Here is an 18,629-nt window from a genome sequence, read left to right on the forward strand (position 1 = left end):
TAGGTAGCCCCAATTGTTCGGCGGCCAGCCGCAGCCCGAGGTCGCTGGCGGGAAAGGCATCTGGGTCCCCGAGTCCACGCATGGCGATCACTTCTGCGGTCCAGGGTCCCACTCCGGGCAGCGCGAGCAACTGCCGCCGGGCGCTCTGCCAGTCGCAACCTGCATCCACGGTCAGATTGCCGTCGGCCAGCCCGGCCACGAGCGCTGTCAGGGTACGCCGCCGTGCCGCCGGGACGGCCAGGTGGGTCGGGTCGATGTCGGCGAGCTCCTCGACCGACGGGAAGGTATGCGTCAGCGCTCCGGCGGCGTCGTGGACCGGCTGCCCGTAGCCGCCGACCAACCGGGCTGCGTGGGTTCGGGCGGCCTTCGTCGAGACCTGCTGACCCAACACCGCGCGGATGGCCAGTTCGTTTTCGTCGACGGTGCGGGGGATTCGTTGTCCGGGCGCCTTGGCCACCACAGCAGCCAATTCGGGATCCGACCCCAAGACGTCGATCACCGCTTCCGGATCGGCGTCCAGGTCCAATAAGCGTCGGCAACGGGCGATTGCGGTCGTCAGATCGCGAAAGTCGTCGAGTACGAGGCGGCAGCGGACGTGGTCGGGCGCCGGCGTCAAACTGACGATGCCGTTGCCGGACGGTAGCCGAAGGGTGCGGCGATACCCGCCATCGCGTACTTCTTCGCATCCGGGTATGGCGCCGGCCGCCAGATGACCGAAAACGCCGTCGTAGGCGAACGGTGTCCGTACCGGCAGGCGCACCGATACCGCTCCGGGCGAGCCGCCGGTGCAACCGAACCGGGCTGCCGCGCGTCTGCGCAGCGACGTCGGCGTGCTGTCGCACACAGTGCGCAGCGTGTCATTGAACTGGCGAATACTGGAAAACCCCGCGGCAAAGGCGACGTCGCTCAACGGCAGATCCGTCGTCTCGATCAGCACCCGGGCCGTTTGGGTCCGTTGGGCGCGGGCCAGGGCAAGTGGGCCGGCCCCTACCTCGGCTTGCAGCAGGCGCTCGAGTTGGCGCGTGGTGTAGCCGAGGTGGCCGGCCAGGCCGCTGACCCCTTCGCGGTCCACGGTGCCGTCGGCGATAAGCCGCATTGCCCGCGCGACAATGTCGCCGCGCACATTCCACTCGGGCGAGCCCGGCGATGCGTCCGGACGGCACCGTTTGCACGCGCGGAATCCAGCCCGCTGTGCGGCCGCCGCGGTGGGATAGAACCGCACATTGCGGGCGAATGGGGGTCGGGCCGGACAGCTGGGACGGCAGTAGATCCCGGTGCTGAGTACCGCTGTGACAAACCAACCGTCGAACCGGGCGTCCTTGGACTGCACGGCCCGGTAGCAGCGGTCGAAGTCTTCATGCACGATTGCCACAATTACACCTGACCACCGACATCACTGGCGGAAAAGCGACATCGTGGTGGATTGACGGGCCGGATCCGGTTATTCGGGCGAAGCGATCCTGGTCGGCTGGTCGTGGCCGCGTAATGTCACAGTCTCCCCCAACGACCAGTGGGCACGTTCGCTTTCGGTCGCGCCGTCCAGTACCTCCGAGGACGCCAGCAATCGGGTGGGATGCGATTTGGCCAGGTCGCACAGCCGGGCTGCCTCGTTGACCGGCTCACCGATCACCGTGTACTCGAAGCGCTCCTTGGCGCCGACATTGCCGGCGACGACCTCTCCGGCCGCAACCCCGATGCCGGCCAAACACTCCTGGACTTCGCTGCCAAGCCGCCGTGCGATGGCCCGCGCGGCGGCCAGCGCCTCATCTTCGGGATGTTCGAGGCTATTTGGGGCGCCGAAGACCGCCAGCGTCGCGTCGCCCTCGAATTTGTTGACCAGCCCGCGGTGGCGGTCGACTTCGTCGACGATCACGGCGAAGAACCGGTTGAGAAGTTGGACGAGTTCGGCCGGTGGTCGGCTGGTCACCAGCTGTGTCGAGTCCTCGATATCGACGAAAACCACTGCGACATGGCGCTCTTCGCCGCCTAACTGCGGCCGCTCACGTTCGGCGGCAGCGGCGACCTCGCGACCGACGTGCCGGCCGAACAGGTCGCGCACCCGCTCCCGGTCTCGTAATCCGGCGACCATCGCGTTGAATCCACTTTGCAACTCGCCCAGTTCGGTCCCGTCGAACACCACCAGGTCGCCTCGTAGATCGCCCTGTTCGACGCGCTTGAGTGCGGCGCGCACCACTCGCACCGGGGTGGCGATGAGCCAGGAGAGCAGCCACATGAGCGTGAAACCGAAGATCAACGTTGCCAGCGACAGGATCAGCACTGCCACGCCGAATTGGGTCTGGGTCAGATTTCGTAGCGTCAATGCAAAAAACGCGGTCAGTGCGATGCCCACGACGGGGACGCCCGAACCGAGCATCCACACCACCATGGTTCGGCCCATGATGCCCGGCGCGAGCCTGCGCGGCGGCGGTCCCGCTTGCAGTGCGTCCGCGGCCACGGGACGCAAGGTGAACTCGGTGATTAGGTAGCAGCCGGTAGCCACCAGCACGCCGCAGAAGCTGGTCGAGAACACGACCTGCGGGATGAACAGACTATTGATCAGGCCGTAAAGGGTAGTGAACAGCGCCGCACCGACCGCCCACAAGCTGAAGGTGACGATGGCGACTCGTGCCGGGGCCTGAAATGTGTTGCTCTCGTCGGCTTGGGTCGGGCTGCGTTCTTCGATCGCCCATCGCAGCGCGGTGACGGTGCGCCGGGTGATCCAATAGGTGCCGAGCGCCAGTGCGACGGTGATATAGGCCGGTACGAGGGCGAACGTGAGCCACGCAGGTGCGTCGCTGAAGACGCTGGGCACCGGGAAGGCTACCGTCAGCAACAGCGCGTCGACGCCCATTCCGATGAGATTCGTCGCCACGATGAAAACGGTCAGGATGAGTTGAATCCGCACCCGGCGGCGGGCCTGGCTTTCCGAAACCCGTCCCAGCAGCCAGGAGCCGTATGCAGGGGTCTCGGACAGTCGACCGCTCTGTCGGGTCACCCGCTCCAGGACCCGCCCGAGGCGCTGCGCCACCGTTTTCTTGGCCATCATGGTGGCGTCAGCCTAATTTGTCTGGCTGCCGGACCTTAAGGTGAGTCGGGTGCGTCTCGTGATCGCCCAGTGCACGGTCGACTACCTCGGTCGGCTCACCGCCCATCTCCCGTCTGCGCGCCGGCTACTGCTGTTCAAGGCCGACGGCTCGGTCAGCGTGCACGCCGACGACCGCGCCTACAAGCCGCTGAACTGGATGAGCCCCCCGTGTCGGCTCTCCGAGGACCTCGACGGTCCACTGCCGGTGTGGGTGGTGGAGAACAAGGCCGGCGAGCAACTGCGCATCACCGTCGAGGGAATCGAGCACGACTCCAGCCACGAGCTCGGCGTCGATCCCGGATTGGTCAAGGACGGCGTCGAGGCGCACCTGCAGGCATTGCTCGCCGAACATGTCGAACTGCTCGGCACCGGATACACGTTGGTGCGCCGCGAGTACATGACCGCGATAGGACCGGTCGATTTGCTGTGCCGAGACGAACAGGGGCGCGCGGTGGCCGTCGAGATCAAGCGACGCGGCGAGATCGACGGTGTCGAGCAACTCACCCGCTACCTCGAGTTACTGAACCGGGACAGCCTGCTGGCGCCGGTGAGCGGAGTATTCGCCGCCCAGCAAATCAAGCCGCAGGCGCGGACGTTGGCCGTTGATCGCGGAATTCGTTGTTTGACACTCGATTACGATCAAATGCGAGGTATGGACAGCGACGAGTACCGACTGTTCTGAGTCGGCAAATAGACTGAGCGCATGGCCCGCCGCCGTACACCGCAACGTCGGCAGCAGCCACGGCCGCTGCCGGTGGCGCGACGGGTGGAAACCGGGCCCGATGGCCGTGAATACGAAGTTCGGCCGGTGGCCGCCGCTCGGGCTGTCAAGACATATCGCTGTCCCGGTTGCGATCACGAAGTTCGTTCCGGCACACCACATCTGGTGGTCTGGCCGGCTGATTTAGGAGATGCCGGGATGGAGGACCGCCGGCATTGGCACACGCCGTGCTGGACGCACCGCGCAACCCGCGGGCCCACCCGAAAGTGGTCTTAGTCGGTCAGTGTGATCCGTCGGAATCGGCCGCCGGCTCCACCAACTCGATCAGGACACCGCCGGCGTCTTTGGGATGAACGAAGTTGATCCGGGAATCCGCCGCGCCCCGCCGCGGTGCGTCGTAGAGCAGCCGAATGCCTTGGTCGCGCAGCCGTGCCGTCAGCGCGTCCAGATCACTGACCCGGTAGGCCAGCTGCTGGATGCCCGGGCCGCGTTTGTCGAGGAATTTCGCGATCGCCGACGACTCGTCGATCGGGGCCATCAACTGAACCTGCGCGCTGCCGACCGGGGCGCCGCGCACCGCTAGCATCGCCTCGCGGATGCCCTGGTCCTTGTTGATCTCCTCGTGCAGCACGATCATGCCGAGCGTGTCGTGATACCAGGCAATCGCCGCGTCCAGATCTGCCACCGCGATGCCGACGTGGTCGACCGCTGTCACCAACGCGCTGGCCAGGGTACGACGGACGTCGACATGTTCGGTGGTCATAACGTCACGGTAACCTGGCGGGAAAGATTGCGCTTCCCCGGCCTGTTTTTCGGCCGTTTCTGCTCGCCCCGGAGGAATTGATGACGACGTCGGTGATAGTTGCTGGAGCCCGCACGCCCATCGGGAAGTTGATGGGCTCTCTCAAGGATTTCTCGGCCAGTGATCTGGGCGCCATCGCTATTGCGGGCGCGTTGGAAAAGGCCAGCGTGCCGGCCTCGGCGGTCGAGTACGTGATCATGGGCCAGGTGCTGACCGCGGGAGCCGGTCAGATGCCTGCTCGCCAGGCCGCGGTGGCGGCCGGTATCGGCTGGGATGTGCCGTCGTTGACGATCAACAAGATGTGCCTGTCCGGTATCGACTCCATCGCTCTGGCTGACCAGCTCATCCGGGTCGGGGAGTTCGATGTGGTGGTGGCCGGCGGCCAGGAATCTATGACCAAGGCCCCGCACTTGCTCATCGACAGTCGCGCCGGTTACAAGTACGGCGATGTGACTGTGTTGGACCACATGGCCTACGACGGTTTGCATGACGTGTTCACCGATCAGCCGATGGGCGCGTTGACCGAGCAACGCAACGACGCGGACAAGTTCACCCGGCGCGAACAGGACGAATTCGCCGCAGGATCGCATCAGAAGGCGGCGGCGGCCTGGAAGGACGGCGTTTTCGCCGACGAGGTCGTGCCGGTGAGCATCCCGCAGCGCAAGGGTGATCCTTTGCAGTTCAACGAGGATGAGGGCATTCGCGCCAACACCACCGCCGATTCACTGGCCGGTCTCAAGCCCGCGTTTCGTTCGGACGGCACGATTACCGCAGGCTCGTCGTCGCAGATCTCTGATGGCGCGGCCGCCGTCGTCGTGATGAACAAGGACAAAGCCACCGAGCTGGGGTTGTCGTGGCTGGTGGAGATCGGCGCGCACGGTGTGGTGGCCGGCCCGGATTCGACGCTGCAATCACAGCCCGCGAACGCGATCAAAAAGGCACTCGGACGGGAGGGTATTTCTGCCGACCGGCTCGACGTGATCGAGATCAATGAGGCGTTCGCAGCGGTGGCGCTGGCGTCGACCAGGGAACTCGGTGTCGACTCGGAGATCGTCAACGTCAACGGCGGCGCCATCGCCGTGGGGCATCCGATCGGCATGTCGGGTGCGCGCATCACGCTGCATGCGGCTTTGGAGTTGGCGCGCCGGGGCTCCGGGTATGGCGTCGCGGCGCTGTGCGGAGCGGGCGGTCAGGGCGACGCGCTGATCCTGCGGGCCGGTTAGCCAGGCCATTCGCCGGACCTGCCTTACAAAAATGGTTGCTGGCGTTGTGCGCGGCGACCCTGTCGCCGGCGACTGTGATCTTGGTCACCACGATGCTCCTGACCGGGTGACGGGCACGCCTGGCGGCGTGCCAGACTTGTCGACGTGAGCCGTCCACGCCCTCCGATTGGGCCTGCGCTGGCCGGAGCGGTCGATCTGTCCGGCCTCAAGCAGCGCCCCCAGCCGAACGCAGCCAGCGGCGACGATGCGGCCGGCGCGGGATCGGCTGCGCCCGCCGGTGTGCCGGTCACCGAGGCGAACTTCGAAGACGAGGTGCTGATCCGGTCCAACCAGGTGCCGGTGGTGGTGCTGTTGTGGTCCCCACGCAGCAATGCCTGCCTGCAGTTGGCCGACGTGCTGTCCGGCCTGGTGACGGCTGACGACGGCAAATGGTCGCTGGCGACGGTCAACGTCGACACCGCTCCGCAGGTGGCTCAGGCCTTCGGTATCGAAGGGGTCCCGACCGTGGTGGCGCTGGCCGGAGGGCAGCCGCTGTCCAGCTTTCAGGGGATGCAGCCGCCCGACCAGTTGCGGCGGTGGGTGGATTCGCTGTTGTCGGCGACGGCCGGCAAGCTCAGCGGTGCACCGGGCGCCGACGAAGACGAGGAAGTCGACCCGGCGCTGACGCAGGCACGACAACAGCTCTCCGACGGTGACTTCGCGGCTGCGCTCGACTCGTACCAGGCGATTCTGGACGCCGATCCCAGCCACGCCGAAGCCAAAGGCGCGATCCGCCAGATCACCTTCTTGACGCGCGCGACCGAGCAGCGGCCCGACGCGGTGGCCGTCGCCGACGCAGCTCCCGACGACCTCGAGGCTGCGTTCGCCGCTGCCGACGTACAACTGCTCAACCAAGATGTGAGTGCCGCCTTCGACCGGCTGATCGCCTTGGTACGACGGACATCCGGGGACGAGCGCACTTCGGTGCGCACCCGGCTGATCGAGCTGTTCGAGCTCTTCGATCCCGCCGATCCCGAGGTGATCACGGGCCGGCGCAACCTCGCCAACGCGCTCTACTAAGCGGGCCCGCGCTACTCGAGGGCCAGCCACAGCGCCGACGTCGGCGGCAACACCAACACCGCGGAAGCCGGCCGCCCGTGCCACGGCTCATCGGTGGCATCGACACCACCCATGTTTCCGACGCCGGAACCGTTGTAGGCGGACGCGTCGGTGTTGAGCACCTCCCGCCACCGGCCGGCGGTGGGCAGCCCGAGGCGGTAGTTACCGTGCTCGGCTCCGGCGAAATTGAACACGCACGCCATCACCGAGCCGTCGCTGCCGTACCGCAGGAAGCTCAACACGTTGTTGGCCGAGTCGTTGGCATCGATCCAGGAGTAGCCCTCCGGGTTGGAGTCCTGGCTCCACAGCGCCGGATGACTGCGATAGGTCGCATTGATGTCGCGCACCAAAGACAAAATGCCGTTGGAGAAGCCGTTCTCGTCGAGCTGATACCAATCCAGACCACGTTCCTCGGACCATTCGGCGCGCTGTCCGAATTCCTGGCCCATGAACAGCAACTGCTTACCCGGGTGGGCCCACTGGTAAGCCAGCAGGCTGCGTAAGCCCGCGGCCTTCACATGGTCGTTGCCGGGCATGCGGCCCCACAGCGTGCCTTTACCGTGCACCACCTCGTCGTGACTGAGCGGCAGCACGAAGTTCTCGCTGAAGGCGTAGAGCATCGAAAAGGTGATCTCGTGGTGGTGATAACTGCGGTGCACCGGGTCATGGCTGATGTAGTCGAGCGTGTCGTGCATCCAGCCCATGTTCCACTTCATCGAAAAGCCAAGCCCGCCGACGCTTGTCGGCCGCGAGACGCCCGGCCACGACGTCGACTCCTCGGCGATGGTGACAATGCCGGGCGCCGCCTTGTGTGCGGTCGCGTTCATCTCTTGTAAGAACTGGACGGCTTCCAGGTTTTCCCGGCCGCCATAGATATTCGGCGTCCAACCGCCGACCGGACGCGAGTAGTCCAGATAGAGCATCGACGCGACAGCATCCACGCGGAAGCCGTCGATGTGGAATTGTTCTAGCCAGTAGAGCGCGTTGGCGACCAGGAAATTGCGGACTTCGGGCCGCCCGAAGTCGAACACGTAGGTGCCCCAGTCGAGTTGCTCACCGCGCTTGGGGTCGGAATGCTCGTAGAGCGCCGTGCCGTCGAAGCGGCCCAGGGCCCAGGCATCTTTCGGGAAGTGGGCCGGGACCCAGTCCACGATGACGCCGATGCCGGCCCGATGCAAGGTATCGACGAGGACCCGAAAATCGTCGGGGGTGCCGAACCGCGACGTCGGCGCGTAGTACGACGTGACTTGATATCCCCACGATCCGGCGAACGGGTGCTCGGCGACAGGCAGCATCTCGACGTGGGTAAAACCGTGCTCGACGACGTAATCCGTCAACTCACGGGCGAGATCGCGGTAGCTGAGCCCCGCTCGCCACGAGCCCAGGTGAACTTCGTAGGTGCTCATCGGCTCGAAAACCGGGTTGCGCTGCGCCCGCTGCGTCATCCAGTCGGCGTCACTCCAGGTGTAGTCACTCGATGTCACTCGTGATGCGGTGTGCGGCGGAACCTCGGTGGCGAAGGCGAACGGGTCGGCCCGGTCGGTGACGGCCCCGTCGGCGCCATGCACCCGAAACTTGTACAGGCCGTTGGGTGGGAACTCGGGCCAGAACAACTCCCACACCCCAGACGAGCCGAGCACGCGCAGCGGCGCGTCGTTGCCGTTCCAGCCGTTGAAGTCACCGATCAGGCTGACGCCCTTGGCGTTAGGTGCCCAGACCGCAAACGACACACCCTCGACGACGCCGTCGGCCGTGGTGAACGAGCGCGGGTGAGCGCCTAGCACCTCCCACAACCGTTCGTGGCGGCCCTCGGCGAATAGGTGCAGGTCGACTTCGCCGAGTGTCGGCAGGAAACGATAAGCGTCGGCGACGATGTGCGGGTCGGAACCGTCGTAGCTCACCTCGAGCCGGTAGTCGATGAGGTCGGCGAACGGCAGCGCGACGGCGAACAGCCCGGAATCGATGTGCTGCAGTGGATACCGCTGCTTGCCGACGAGCGCGACGACTTCGGTGGCGTGTGGGCGAAAGGCCCGGATGACAGTGTGATCACCGTACTCGTGCGCGCCCAGAATGCCGTGCGGGTTGTGGTGTACACCGGCCAGCAGTCGATCGAGGTCATTGGGCTCGGGCGTCAGATGGGTCCGGGCCAGTTGGTCGGTTGGTGTCATCGCGGCGTCACCTCCGGCGCAGCAGCGTGCTTCGGGATTCGAGTGGTATCTGCGGCATGTTGATGATGTGGGCGACCGCCCGGCCAGGGTCGATGCGCACGTAGTTGGCTGCTCCCCACTGGTATTCCTCTCCGGTTATCTCGTCGCGCACCCAGAACCGTTCGTAGCCCTCCATACCCAGTGCGGCCATGTCCAACCACACAGTGCCCTCTTCGGGCCCGAATGCGTTGAGTGTCACGACCACCAGCACGCAGTCGCCGGTAGTCGGGTCGAACTTGCTGTAGGCCAGCAGGGCGTCGTTGTCCACGCTGTGGAACCGGATGGTCCGCAACTCCCGCAGCGCCGGATGAAGTCGACGAATGTTGTTGAGCCGGGCGACGAACGGCTCCAGCGATCTGCCCTGGGCCAGGGCGGTGGCGAAGTCCCGGGGCCGCAACTCGTATTTCTCCGAGTCCAGATACTCCTCACTGCCCTCGCGCACCGCGCGATGCTCGAAAAGCTCGTAGCCGGAGTACATTCCCCAGGCCGGACTCATCGTCGCAGCCAGCGCCGCGCGGATCGCGAACATGCCCGGGCCGTTGTGCTGCAGGATGGCATGCAGGATGTCGGGTGTGTTGACGAACAGGTTCGGGCGGCGGAAGTCCGCGAATTCAGCGATCTCCTGGCCGAATTCGGTGAGTTCCCACTTGGCGGTGCGCCAGGTGAAATACGAGTAGGACTGGGTGAAGCCGAGCTTGGCCAGCCCGTACTGGCGCGCCGGCGGTGTGAAAGCCTCCGACAAAAACAGCACGTCGGGATCGATCGCTTTCACCTGACCGATCAGCCATGCCCAGAAGTTGGGTGGCTTGGTATGCGGATTGTCGACCCGAAAGATCTTGACGCCGTGGTCCATCCAGTGCCGCACCACCCGCAGCACCTCGTCGTAGAGCCCGGCTGGATCGTTGTCGAAGTTCAGTGGGTAGATGTCTTGATACTTCTTCGGAGGGTTCTCCGCATAGGCGATGGTCCCGTCGGGCAGTTCGGTGAACCACTGGCGGTGCTGTCGGGCCCAGGGATGGTCCGGCGCGCATTGCAGCGCCAGGTCCAGCGCCACTTCCATGTCCAGGTCGCGTACTGCGGCCACGAAGTCGTCGAAGTCGTCGATCGTCCCGAGCTTGGGATGTACCGCATCGTGGCCGCCCTCGTCGCTGCCGATCGCCCACGGCGATCCCACGTCACCGGGAGTGGCGGTCGCAGTGTTGTTGCGGCCCTTGCGATGGATTTTGCCGATGGGATGGATCGGCGGCAGATACACCACGTCGAAGCCCATCTCCGCGATGCGGGGCAGCGCCGCGGTGGCGGTGGCAAAGGTGCCGTGCACCGGATTGCCGTCGGCGTCCCAGCCGCCCGTCGAGCGTGGGAACACCTCGTACCACGCGCCGAAGCGAGCCTCGGGCCGGTCCACCCACACTCCGTACTGTTCACCGCGGGTGACGAGCTCGCGCAGCGGGTACTGCTCAAGCAGCTTCTCGACTGTGGGTGCGAGCGCGGCGGCCGCGCGTGTCACCGGATCGCCTGGGTTGCGCAAAGCGGCGGCGGCGGTCAGCAGGGGCTCGCGCCGGCTGCGGGGCACCCCGGTGGCGGCGCGTTCCAACAGCTGCGCCCCGACGAGCAGGTCATTGGACAACTCGGTCTCGCCCTGCCCGGCGTCCAACTTGGCGATGATGGAATGCCGCCAGCTGTGAATCGGGTCGCCCCAGCCGTCCACCCGGAAGGTCCACAACCCGACGCTGTCCGGGCTGAACTGAGCGTGGAAGACGTAGGGCTCTTCACCCATGGTCATCGGTACCAGCAGCGGCTTGACCCGCGGCGGCGCGTCAGCCCCGTTTTTCAGGTCTGCCTGCACGGCCTTGATCCGTCGCGCTTCGCTGGCCTGGGGGTAGCGCAGCCCCATGTAGCGAACCACCAGGGTCGCCGCCACCGCCTCATGGCCTTCCCGCCACACCGACGCGCTGACTGGAACTACCTCACCGACCACAGCTTTAGCCGGATACGCGCCGCACGATACGACGGGCTGGACGTCATCGATCTCGACACGACCTGGCACCGCACTCCTTCGATCGGAGGTTAGTTCTCGGGCCGCTGCACCGCCCACATCGTTGTCGGGCGGTCCTTCGTCTACGGCCCCTGCAGTGAAACTCTCTCTGCGCCCAATACCCACCGTAGTGTCGGGCCACACCCGGGGCTCGTGAACGCGCTGGCTGTCATGACGTCACCGCGGACCCATCGTCAGTAAGGTATTGACGCGTGAAAGCCCTCCGCCGGTTTACCGTCCGTGCTCACCTTCCGGAACGCCTGGCGGCCTTGGAGCAGCTGTCGACCAACCTGCGGTGGTCGTGGGAGAAGCCCACGCAGGACCTTTTCGCGACGATCGACTCGGAGTTGTGGCGGCAATGCGGCCAGGATCCGGTGGCACTGCTGGGTGCAGTGACGCCGGTACGGCTCGACGAGTTGGCGGCCGACGGCGACTTTCTCAGGCGGCTCGACGAGTTGGCGGCGGACTTGGACGACTACCTGAGCCGCCCGCTGTGGTATCAGCAGCAACAAAGCGACGGCGCTGCCATGCCGTCCGGGATCGCCTACTTCTCGATGGAGTTCGGGGTCGCCGACGTGCTGCCCAACTACTCGGGCGGTTTGGGAATTTTGGCGGGCGACCACCTGAAGTCGGCGTCGGACCTGGGGCTGCCGCTCATCGCGGTCGGCTTGTACTACCGATCCGGCTACTTTCGCCAGTCGCTGACGGCTGACGGCTGGCAACAAGAAACGTATCCGTCACTGGACCCCCAGGGATTGCCGTTACGGCTGCTCACCGGTGTCGGTGGCAATCCGGTGCTGGTCGAGTTGGCCCTCCCCGACACCGACCGGCTGCGCGCCCGGGTCTGGGTGGCGCAGGTGGGGCGCGTCCCGTTGCTGTTGCTGGATTCCGATGTCCCGGAGAACGAGCATGATCTGCGCGGTGTCACCGACCGCCTCTACGGCGGTGACCAGAACCACCGCATCCGACAAGAGATTCTGGCGGGGGTCGGCGGAGTGCGGGCAATCCGGGCATATACCGAGATTGAAGGGTTGCCCGCTCCCGAGGTGTTCCACATGAACGAAGGCCATGCCGGATTCCTCGGTGTGGAACGCATCCGCGAACTGGTCGATGCGGGACTGGACTTCGACACCGCCCTGACCGTGGTGCGTTCCTCCACAGTGTTCACCACCCACACTCCGGTGCCCGCCGGTATCGACCGGTTCCCGCTGGAGCTGGTGCAGCGCTATTTCGACGACGCAGAATCGGGCTTGCTGCCGGGGCTGCCCCGTGAGCGAGTCCTGGAGCTGGGCGCCGAAGAGGACCCCGACAAATTCAACATGGCCTACATGGGTCTGCGGCTGGCCCAACGCGCCAATGGCGTCTCACTGCTGCATGGCCGGGTCAGCCGGGTCATGTTCAACGGGCTCTGGAGCGGATTCGACCCCGACGAGGTGCCGATCGGGTCGATCACCAACGGTGTGCATGCGCCGACCTGGGCCGCCCCGCAGTGGTTGCAGCTGGGCCGTGAACTGGCCGGAGCCGATTCGTTCAGCGAACCCGAAGTCTGGGAACGGCTCCAACAGGTCGACGCGGGGCACCTGTGGGGGATCCGTTCGCAGCTGCGGGCATTGCTGGTCGACGATGTCCGGGCGAGGATGCGGAAATCCTGCTTGGCGCGGGGAGCGTCTGATTCCGAACTGGGCTGGATCTCCACGGCGTTTGACCCCGATGTGCTCACCATCGGGTTCGCCCGCCGGGTCCCGACCTATAAGCGGCTGACGTTGATGTTGCGCGACCCGGATCGACTCGAACAACTGCTGCTCGACGACGACAAGCCGATCCAGCTGATCGTCGCGGGTAAGTCGCACCCGGCCGACGACGCGGGCAAAGCCCTGATCCAGCAGGTGGTGCGGTTCGCCGACCGCCCCGAGGTACGTCACCGCATCGCGTTTTTGCCCGACTACGACATGTCGATGGCGCGCCGGCTGTACTGGGGCTGCGATGTCTGGCTGAACAACCCGCTGCGCCCGTTGGAGGCCTGCGGAACGTCAGGGATGAAAAGTGCGCTGAACGGCGGGTTGAACCTGTCGATCCGCGACGGCTGGTGGGACGAGTGGTACGACGGCGGAAACGGTTGGGAGATTCCCTCCGCCTCCCGGGCCGCCGATGAAGCCCGTCGTGACGACTTGGAGGCCGCCGCGCTCTACGACCTGCTCGATCACTCGGTCGCGCCGACGTTCTACGAGCGAGACGAGCATGGGGTGCCGTCGCGGTGGATCGCGATGGTTCGGCACACCCTGCAGACGCTGGGCCCGAAAGTCTTGGCGTCTCGGATGGTGCGGGAGTACGTCGAGGATTACTACACGCCGGCGGCGCGGTCGCTGCGTAACACCGTGGCCAGCGAGGGCCAAGTGACATTCGAGGCGGCGCGCGAGTTGGCCGGCTACCGCAAACGCGCTTTCGCGGCGTGGCCGAAGATCCACATCACCGATGTGGACAGCACTGGTCTGCCGGACACGCCCGTGTTGGGGTCGAAGCTGACTTTGACGGCGACCGTGCAGTTGGCCGGCCTGCGACCGGACGAGGTTTCCGTTCAGGCGGTAGTCGGCCGGGTCGACGCCGGCGACGCGCTGATCGAGCCGGTTACTGTCGAGATGCCGTATACCGGAACGGCTTTGGGCGGCGACGCGGTCTTCGCGATGACGACGCCGCTACCCGTTGCCGGGGCGGTCGGTTACACGGTCCGGGTACTGCCGAAGCACCCGATGTTGGCCGGCGATACCGAACTGGGTCTGGTGACGCTTGCCTAGCTCGCGCTTGCGGGCGATCCAGCAGTTCTCAGATCACTAATTCGACGCACTTACCGCCGCTGTTCAGCGACAATTGCGACACCACCCGGGTGGGCAACCGCCGCACTGAATAGAAGGGTGCGTCATGGCATTAGCTTCTCCGCCCAAAGTCGTTGGTTGTCAAGCGATATGGCTCGGCTCGCTATGACTGCGGTGCGTTCAGGTGCTTAGATCGCCCTCATCTTTCAGTTTGGTGAGCGCCGGACTCGTTGAATCGTCGTCGTTCTCGGTCTTGCGGGCGATAACCGGAAATACGGTCTCCATCCCGCTGCGGCCCTTGATTTCGACGGATTCACCAGCACCCCAAACGAATTGACCCGTAACTGCGCCGTGTACGCCGCTGGTCACCATAACCGCGGCCCGCCCATGGCGGCCGGCGATCCCGGACAACCGGAACGCCACGTTGGTCGCATCACCGATCACCGCGTCGACTGATCTGGTCATCGCGGCCAAGGCGGCCATGCCCCGCACCACGCCCCAGCCCATGCGGATGGGCGCGCCGTCCGGCCCACGCAGCGGCAGCTCGGGCCCGAGCTGCTCGACAAGCTGATTCGCGGCGAGAGCGAAATCGATCGCCAGCTCGATCGCATCCGGGAACCTGCCCGCCTCCCAGACTGCGAACAGCGCATCCCCAGCGTAGTGATTCAGGGTGCCGTGATGGGCATGCAGGACACTGCCGAGCTGATTCCATAGCGTGTGCAGGCTTCGCGCCATGACTTGCTCGTCTGTTACCTGGGAGATCGTCGAGTAATTGACGATGTCGCCGACCACCATCACCATGGCGGCCTGGCTGATCCTGGCCCGCGTGCGCTGCGCGACCTTTGCGGGGACAGCGGTGAACCGCTGCGAGGAAAAGGTAAGAGCCACATCGCCGATCCGGATCTCGTCGCCTGGCCGGATCGGCAGCGGAACCGCGCGTTCGAGCCGCACACCGTTGAGCGACGTGCCATTGCTGCTGGTGTCGATCAGGAAAGCCTGATCGCTTGCCCCGTCCAGCCGGATCTCGAGGTGGGTTCGGGAAATCTCGGGGTCGTCGATGAGGAGCCTGCGTGATTCGCCGATCCCCGCGCATTCCCGGCCAACAAACAACTGGTCGAAAATCGGCACACTGCGTTTCGAATCACCGTGGCCGACAACGAGGTATCCCAGCGGCTCGCCGGGCTGTCCGCCCGGCACGTTGACAAAGGCCGCCATCATCGCCTCGCCGCTAGCCGTCACCGCGCCCATACGGTCGGTCGCATGGATGCTGTCGCAGTTCGTTGGTTTCGGACTGGACCGGCTGATCATACCGAGTGGGGGGTGAAAATGACGCCGGTTGTAGACCTGTTCGACTCAAGGGTTGGGGAATTGACGATAGAGACGAGGGCGGGTCGCTAGCATGTCCCACCAGGTGGGTGAGAAAGGCCCGGCCGGTGGATGAGGTTGCGTTTGGGCGTTACCGGCTGATCGAACTGATCGGCGAGGGTGGCATGGGCAAGGTGTACAAGGCCCACGACACCGTGATGGGCCGCGATGTCGCGATCAAAGTGTTGCCGCCGGAGTTGGCCAGGGAACGTGGTTATGAGGAACGGTTCCGGCGTGAGGCTTATACCGCCGCCCGATTGATTGAGCCGCACATCATCCCGATTTTTGAGGCGGGGGAAATCGAGGGGCGGCTGTATTTAGTGATGCCGGTCATCGAGGGCATCGACGTGCACAGTCTGCTGCAGCGTGATGGGCCGATGAGTCCGCGGCGGGCCGTCCAGGTGATCGAACAGTTGGCGGCGGCGCTTAACGCTGCGCATCAGCACGGGCTGGTACATCGTGATATCAAGCCATCCAACGCATTACTGACCGGTGACGACTTTGTGTATCTGATCGATTTCGGTATTGCTCACGACGCCGCAGCCGCCAGGCTGACGAGCACCGGCATGATGGTGGGGACGCTGCACTATATGGCCCCGGAGCGCTTCACCACCGGCACCGCCGATGCCCGCTCCGATGTCTACTCCTTGGCCTGTGTGCTCTACGAGTGCCTCACCGGCGCCACGCCCTATCCCGGCGACAGCATGGAACAGCAGATCGCGGGCCACCTGGCCCTCGACCCCCCCAAGCCCAGTAGCGCCGACCTCGGCATCCCGCCGGGGTTCGACGAGGTCATCGCGGTTGGCATGGCCAAAGCGCCCGACGAGCGTTATCAGAGCGCTCGCGATTTAGCGACCGCCGCCCGTCGGGCCCTCACCGAGATACCCAGGCCAGTCCGCGGTTCGCACTCTGCGCCGAGCCAGCTTGCCGATCCGACCCGGCTGGCATCCGCGCCGCCCAAGCAATCTCGAAAGTCAGCGGCCACACGACAAGTGATCCCCCGTGACAAACTGGGCGTGCTGACCAAGATCGGCCAGGGCGGCCAGGGCGTCGTGTACGGCGCGCCCAATGTCAAGACGAAGTTCGCTGAATCGATGGTCTACAAGGAATACAAACCGCAGACCCTGGCCGACATCGACTTCACCGCGTTGGCAGCCATGCCGGCCCTGGTCGAGGACTCGCTGTCCTACGCGCAGGCCGAGCGGCTGATCTCGTTTGCCGCCTGGCCCTGCGCGATCGTCGAAGACAGCGGCAGGCCAAGTGGATTCGTGATGCCGGCCATCCCGCCCGAGTTCTTCATCGACCTGACCACTGTTAGGGGTGTGTCGAAGACCACCGCCGAATTTCAGCATCTGTTCAATCATGTCTCGGTGCTGTCGGCGCGCGGCATCGAACTCGATGACGTACAGCGCTATTCGCTGCTACGTGAGGCCGCTTCCGCGCTGGCGTTTCTTCACAAACATGGTGTGTGTGTTGGTGATATCTCACCGAAAAACCTGCTGTTCACGCTAACGCCGCACGAAGCGGTCTACTTCATCGATTGCGATGCGATGCGGATCAACGCCGTTTCGGCGCTACCCCAAATGGAGACCCCGGGCTGGGACAGTCCCCCTGGGGAGGAACTGGCCACCATCTACACCGACAGCTACAAACTGGGGCTGCTCGCGCTGCGGCTGCTCGCCGGTGACCACGACACCAAAAACCCCCACCACATCCCAGCCACAGCGACCGACCTGTTGCGTCAGATCATCACCGACACATTGACCAACCAGCCACACCAACGCCCGTTGCCCGAGGCCTGGACCTACGTGCTCGGCCACGCCATCGAACACGCCCAACACCACAAAAAGACCGCAGCAGCGGATCCAGCACCGGTGAGCCACGCACTCCAACCGCCACCAATCCCCGTCGTGCACTCCAGACCGCCACTACCTAGCCCACACTCCAGACTGCCAGCGCCCACCCCGCAATCCAGACCATCAACCCCAGTTCCGCCACCACCAGCGTCGGCGCCAGCCGCCCCGGCGAGCCGCCAACGAGACCGGCCGGGTCTCGTTGCCGCGACCATCGCGATCGTCGTGATCGTGACCGCCGCCGTAATCGTCTTCCTGCTGTCGCGACTGGACTCGTCCCCCTCCCAAACCCCAACGGCGCAGCCGACTCCCGCTTCAGGTCCGGCTGCCGAGCCCGCCCCGCCGTCTTCGGAAGAAGCTCCTACGACCACCGCATCCAGCACCGAAATATCGGGGTTGGCCCCGTTCGTCGGGATTTGGCAGGCCCATACGCAGAGGGTAGTGATCGACAGCGCCGGTACCGGACATTTGAACTACCAGGGATGCACCGCGTGCGCGACACCTACCGAAAATACGGTGGATTTCACGTTGACGTCGGTATCGAACGGCATCGCCAACGGAAGCGTCACCACGACCACAGACGCGTATTACACCGGCAAGCCGGTGGTCGCCATGGTCACCGCGGGCTCACCGGGCCAGCTCCTTCAGATAACCATCGGTGGCCTACAACAACTACCGCTCTGCAACGGCGTCGCCGAGGCGGCTGGTGAGTGTGGTGCCTGATCCAAGTTGGGCGGTATGCACCCACGTCGACAGCACTTCGGCGGATTGGTGCCGAGCCGTGCTCCGAATACGCCAAGGATATTCCAAGCTGTCTGCCGGAGCCTTTTGGATAGGGCCGCCAGGACTACAGGTTCGGTATTGATTGTGTGTGCCACGAAGGAAATGGGTATGACAAAGACCGCATGGACAGCAAGCGCGTTCATCTGTGCGATGGCGCTTTTCGCGCCACTGGCTGGAGCTGACCCCTCCCCGGGGCACTTTGTGAACGTGCGGACACCGTCTCCGCCGATGCGCTGTGAGGTGGGCTCGGATGATGGCGATGGAGCTGGCCCTAATGTGGTTTGCCAGACGGCCGGTTTCCCGCAGGCTCCGATGGACCCCCCACCTTATCCGGGGTGGCCGGGAGATCCCGCGGTGTTGCACCGGGATCAGGCCATCATTACCGCAGCGGGCCAATTCACGTGGCGGACCGCTAATCTGGGGATGGCTCCGCCTGGACAGCCCGACGTCGTCCTGATGGATGGTCAGACGTATCACTTTCAAGGCTGGGCGATAGTGGTGAGCAGCGACGGCACCACCTTCACCAACGACGCGACCGGTCACGGCATGGTCATTGACCGTGATTACCACGTCAAACCGTTCTGATTCAGAACTCGGGAAGCAAATGACGTTTGCGCCACCGAGATGCTTGCCACCATCTGTGTCCG

Annotated in this window: 13 protein-coding genes; 7 read left to right on the top strand and 6 right to left on the bottom strand. The window is 65.0% G+C overall.

The annotated features are described in order from the left end of the window. Together AC5Y42_RS23220 and AC5Y42_RS23225 are read right to left on the bottom strand one after the other, a co-directional pair. Positions 1-1,363 (bottom strand): AlkA N-terminal domain-containing protein (locus AC5Y42_RS23220; protein WP_499900925.1); only part of this gene is annotated, 1,363 nt, incomplete at its 3' end. A gap of 78 nt (positions 1,364-1,441) precedes the next feature. Beyond that, positions 1,442-3,046, bottom strand: coding sequence for an adenylate/guanylate cyclase domain-containing protein (locus tag AC5Y42_RS23225; RefSeq protein ID WP_499900913.1), 1,605 nt, complete (start codon positions 3,044-3,046; stop codon positions 1,442-1,444). A 49-nt stretch (positions 3,047-3,095) separates the two neighbouring features. On the opposite strand from AC5Y42_RS23225, the gene nucS reads away from it, so the two are divergent. Together nucS and AC5Y42_RS23235 are read left to right on the top strand one after the other, a co-directional pair. After that, positions 3,096-3,767: an endonuclease NucS gene (gene nucS / locus AC5Y42_RS23230; RefSeq protein WP_499900914.1), complete on the top strand. Its 672-nt coding sequence runs from the start codon at positions 3,096-3,098 to the stop codon at positions 3,765-3,767. A 21-nt stretch (positions 3,768-3,788) separates the two neighbouring features. Next, the gene (locus tag AC5Y42_RS23235; RefSeq protein WP_499900915.1) at positions 3,789-4,082 is read left to right on the top strand and encodes an Rv1322 family protein; all 294 of its coding nucleotides are present in this window, start codon (positions 3,789-3,791) and stop codon (positions 4,080-4,082) included. A 4-nt stretch (positions 4,083-4,086) separates the two neighbouring features. On the opposite strand, the gene mce is transcribed toward AC5Y42_RS23235, so the two are convergent. Next, a complete protein-coding gene (mce, locus tag AC5Y42_RS23240; RefSeq protein ID WP_499900916.1) occupies positions 4,087-4,569 on the bottom strand; it encodes a methylmalonyl-CoA epimerase in 483 nt (160 codons plus the stop codon). An 80-nt stretch (positions 4,570-4,649) separates the two neighbouring features. Here mce and AC5Y42_RS23245 point away from each other — a divergent pair, with 80 nt between their 5' ends. Next, positions 4,650-5,831: an acetyl-CoA C-acetyltransferase gene (locus tag AC5Y42_RS23245; RefSeq protein WP_499900917.1), complete on the top strand. Its 1,182-nt coding sequence runs from the start codon at positions 4,650-4,652 to the stop codon at positions 5,829-5,831. 144 nt (positions 5,832-5,975) lie between these two features. Next, positions 5,976-6,890, top strand: coding sequence for a co-chaperone YbbN (locus tag AC5Y42_RS23250; RefSeq protein WP_499900918.1), 915 nt, complete (start codon positions 5,976-5,978; stop codon positions 6,888-6,890). An 11-nt stretch (positions 6,891-6,901) separates the two neighbouring features. On the opposite strand, the gene glgB is transcribed toward AC5Y42_RS23250, so the two are convergent. Next, positions 6,902-9,097 carry a 1,4-alpha-glucan branching protein GlgB gene (glgB, locus tag AC5Y42_RS23255; RefSeq protein ID WP_499900919.1) on the bottom strand — a complete coding sequence of 732 codons (2,196 nt, stop codon included), beginning with the start codon at positions 9,095-9,097 and terminating at the stop codon, positions 6,902-6,904. A 7-nt stretch (positions 9,098-9,104) separates the two neighbouring features. Then, on the bottom strand, positions 9,105-11,183 hold the full coding sequence (locus tag AC5Y42_RS23260) for an alpha-1,4-glucan--maltose-1-phosphate maltosyltransferase (protein ID WP_499900920.1): 2,079 nt from the start codon (positions 11,181-11,183) through the stop codon (positions 9,105-9,107). A gap of 200 nt (positions 11,184-11,383) precedes the next feature. Between AC5Y42_RS23260 and glgP the strand changes: the two genes are divergently transcribed. Further along, positions 11,384-13,963, top strand: a complete 2,580-nt coding sequence (glgP, locus tag AC5Y42_RS23265) for an alpha-glucan family phosphorylase (RefSeq protein WP_499900921.1) — start codon at positions 11,384-11,386, stop codon at positions 13,961-13,963. Between the two features lie 198 nt (positions 13,964-14,161). On the opposite strand, the gene AC5Y42_RS23270 is transcribed toward glgP, so the two are convergent. After that, positions 14,162-15,220, bottom strand: a complete 1,059-nt coding sequence (locus tag AC5Y42_RS23270) for an adenylate/guanylate cyclase domain-containing protein (protein ID WP_499900922.1) — start codon at positions 15,218-15,220, stop codon at positions 14,162-14,164. Positions 15,221-15,414: 194 nt separating this feature from the next. Between AC5Y42_RS23270 and AC5Y42_RS23275 the strand changes: the two genes are divergently transcribed. Next, positions 15,415-17,922, top strand: coding sequence for a protein kinase domain-containing protein (locus AC5Y42_RS23275; protein WP_499900923.1), 2,508 nt, complete (start codon positions 15,415-15,417; stop codon positions 17,920-17,922). 372 nt (positions 17,923-18,294) lie between these two features. Then, entirely contained in the window at positions 18,295-18,567 is a 273-nt protein-coding gene (locus AC5Y42_RS23280; protein ID WP_499900924.1) for a hypothetical protein, read from the top strand. The last annotated feature ends 62 nt before the right edge of the window (positions 18,568-18,629 follow it).

This window comes from Mycobacterium sp. NGS48, assembly GCF_059812585.1.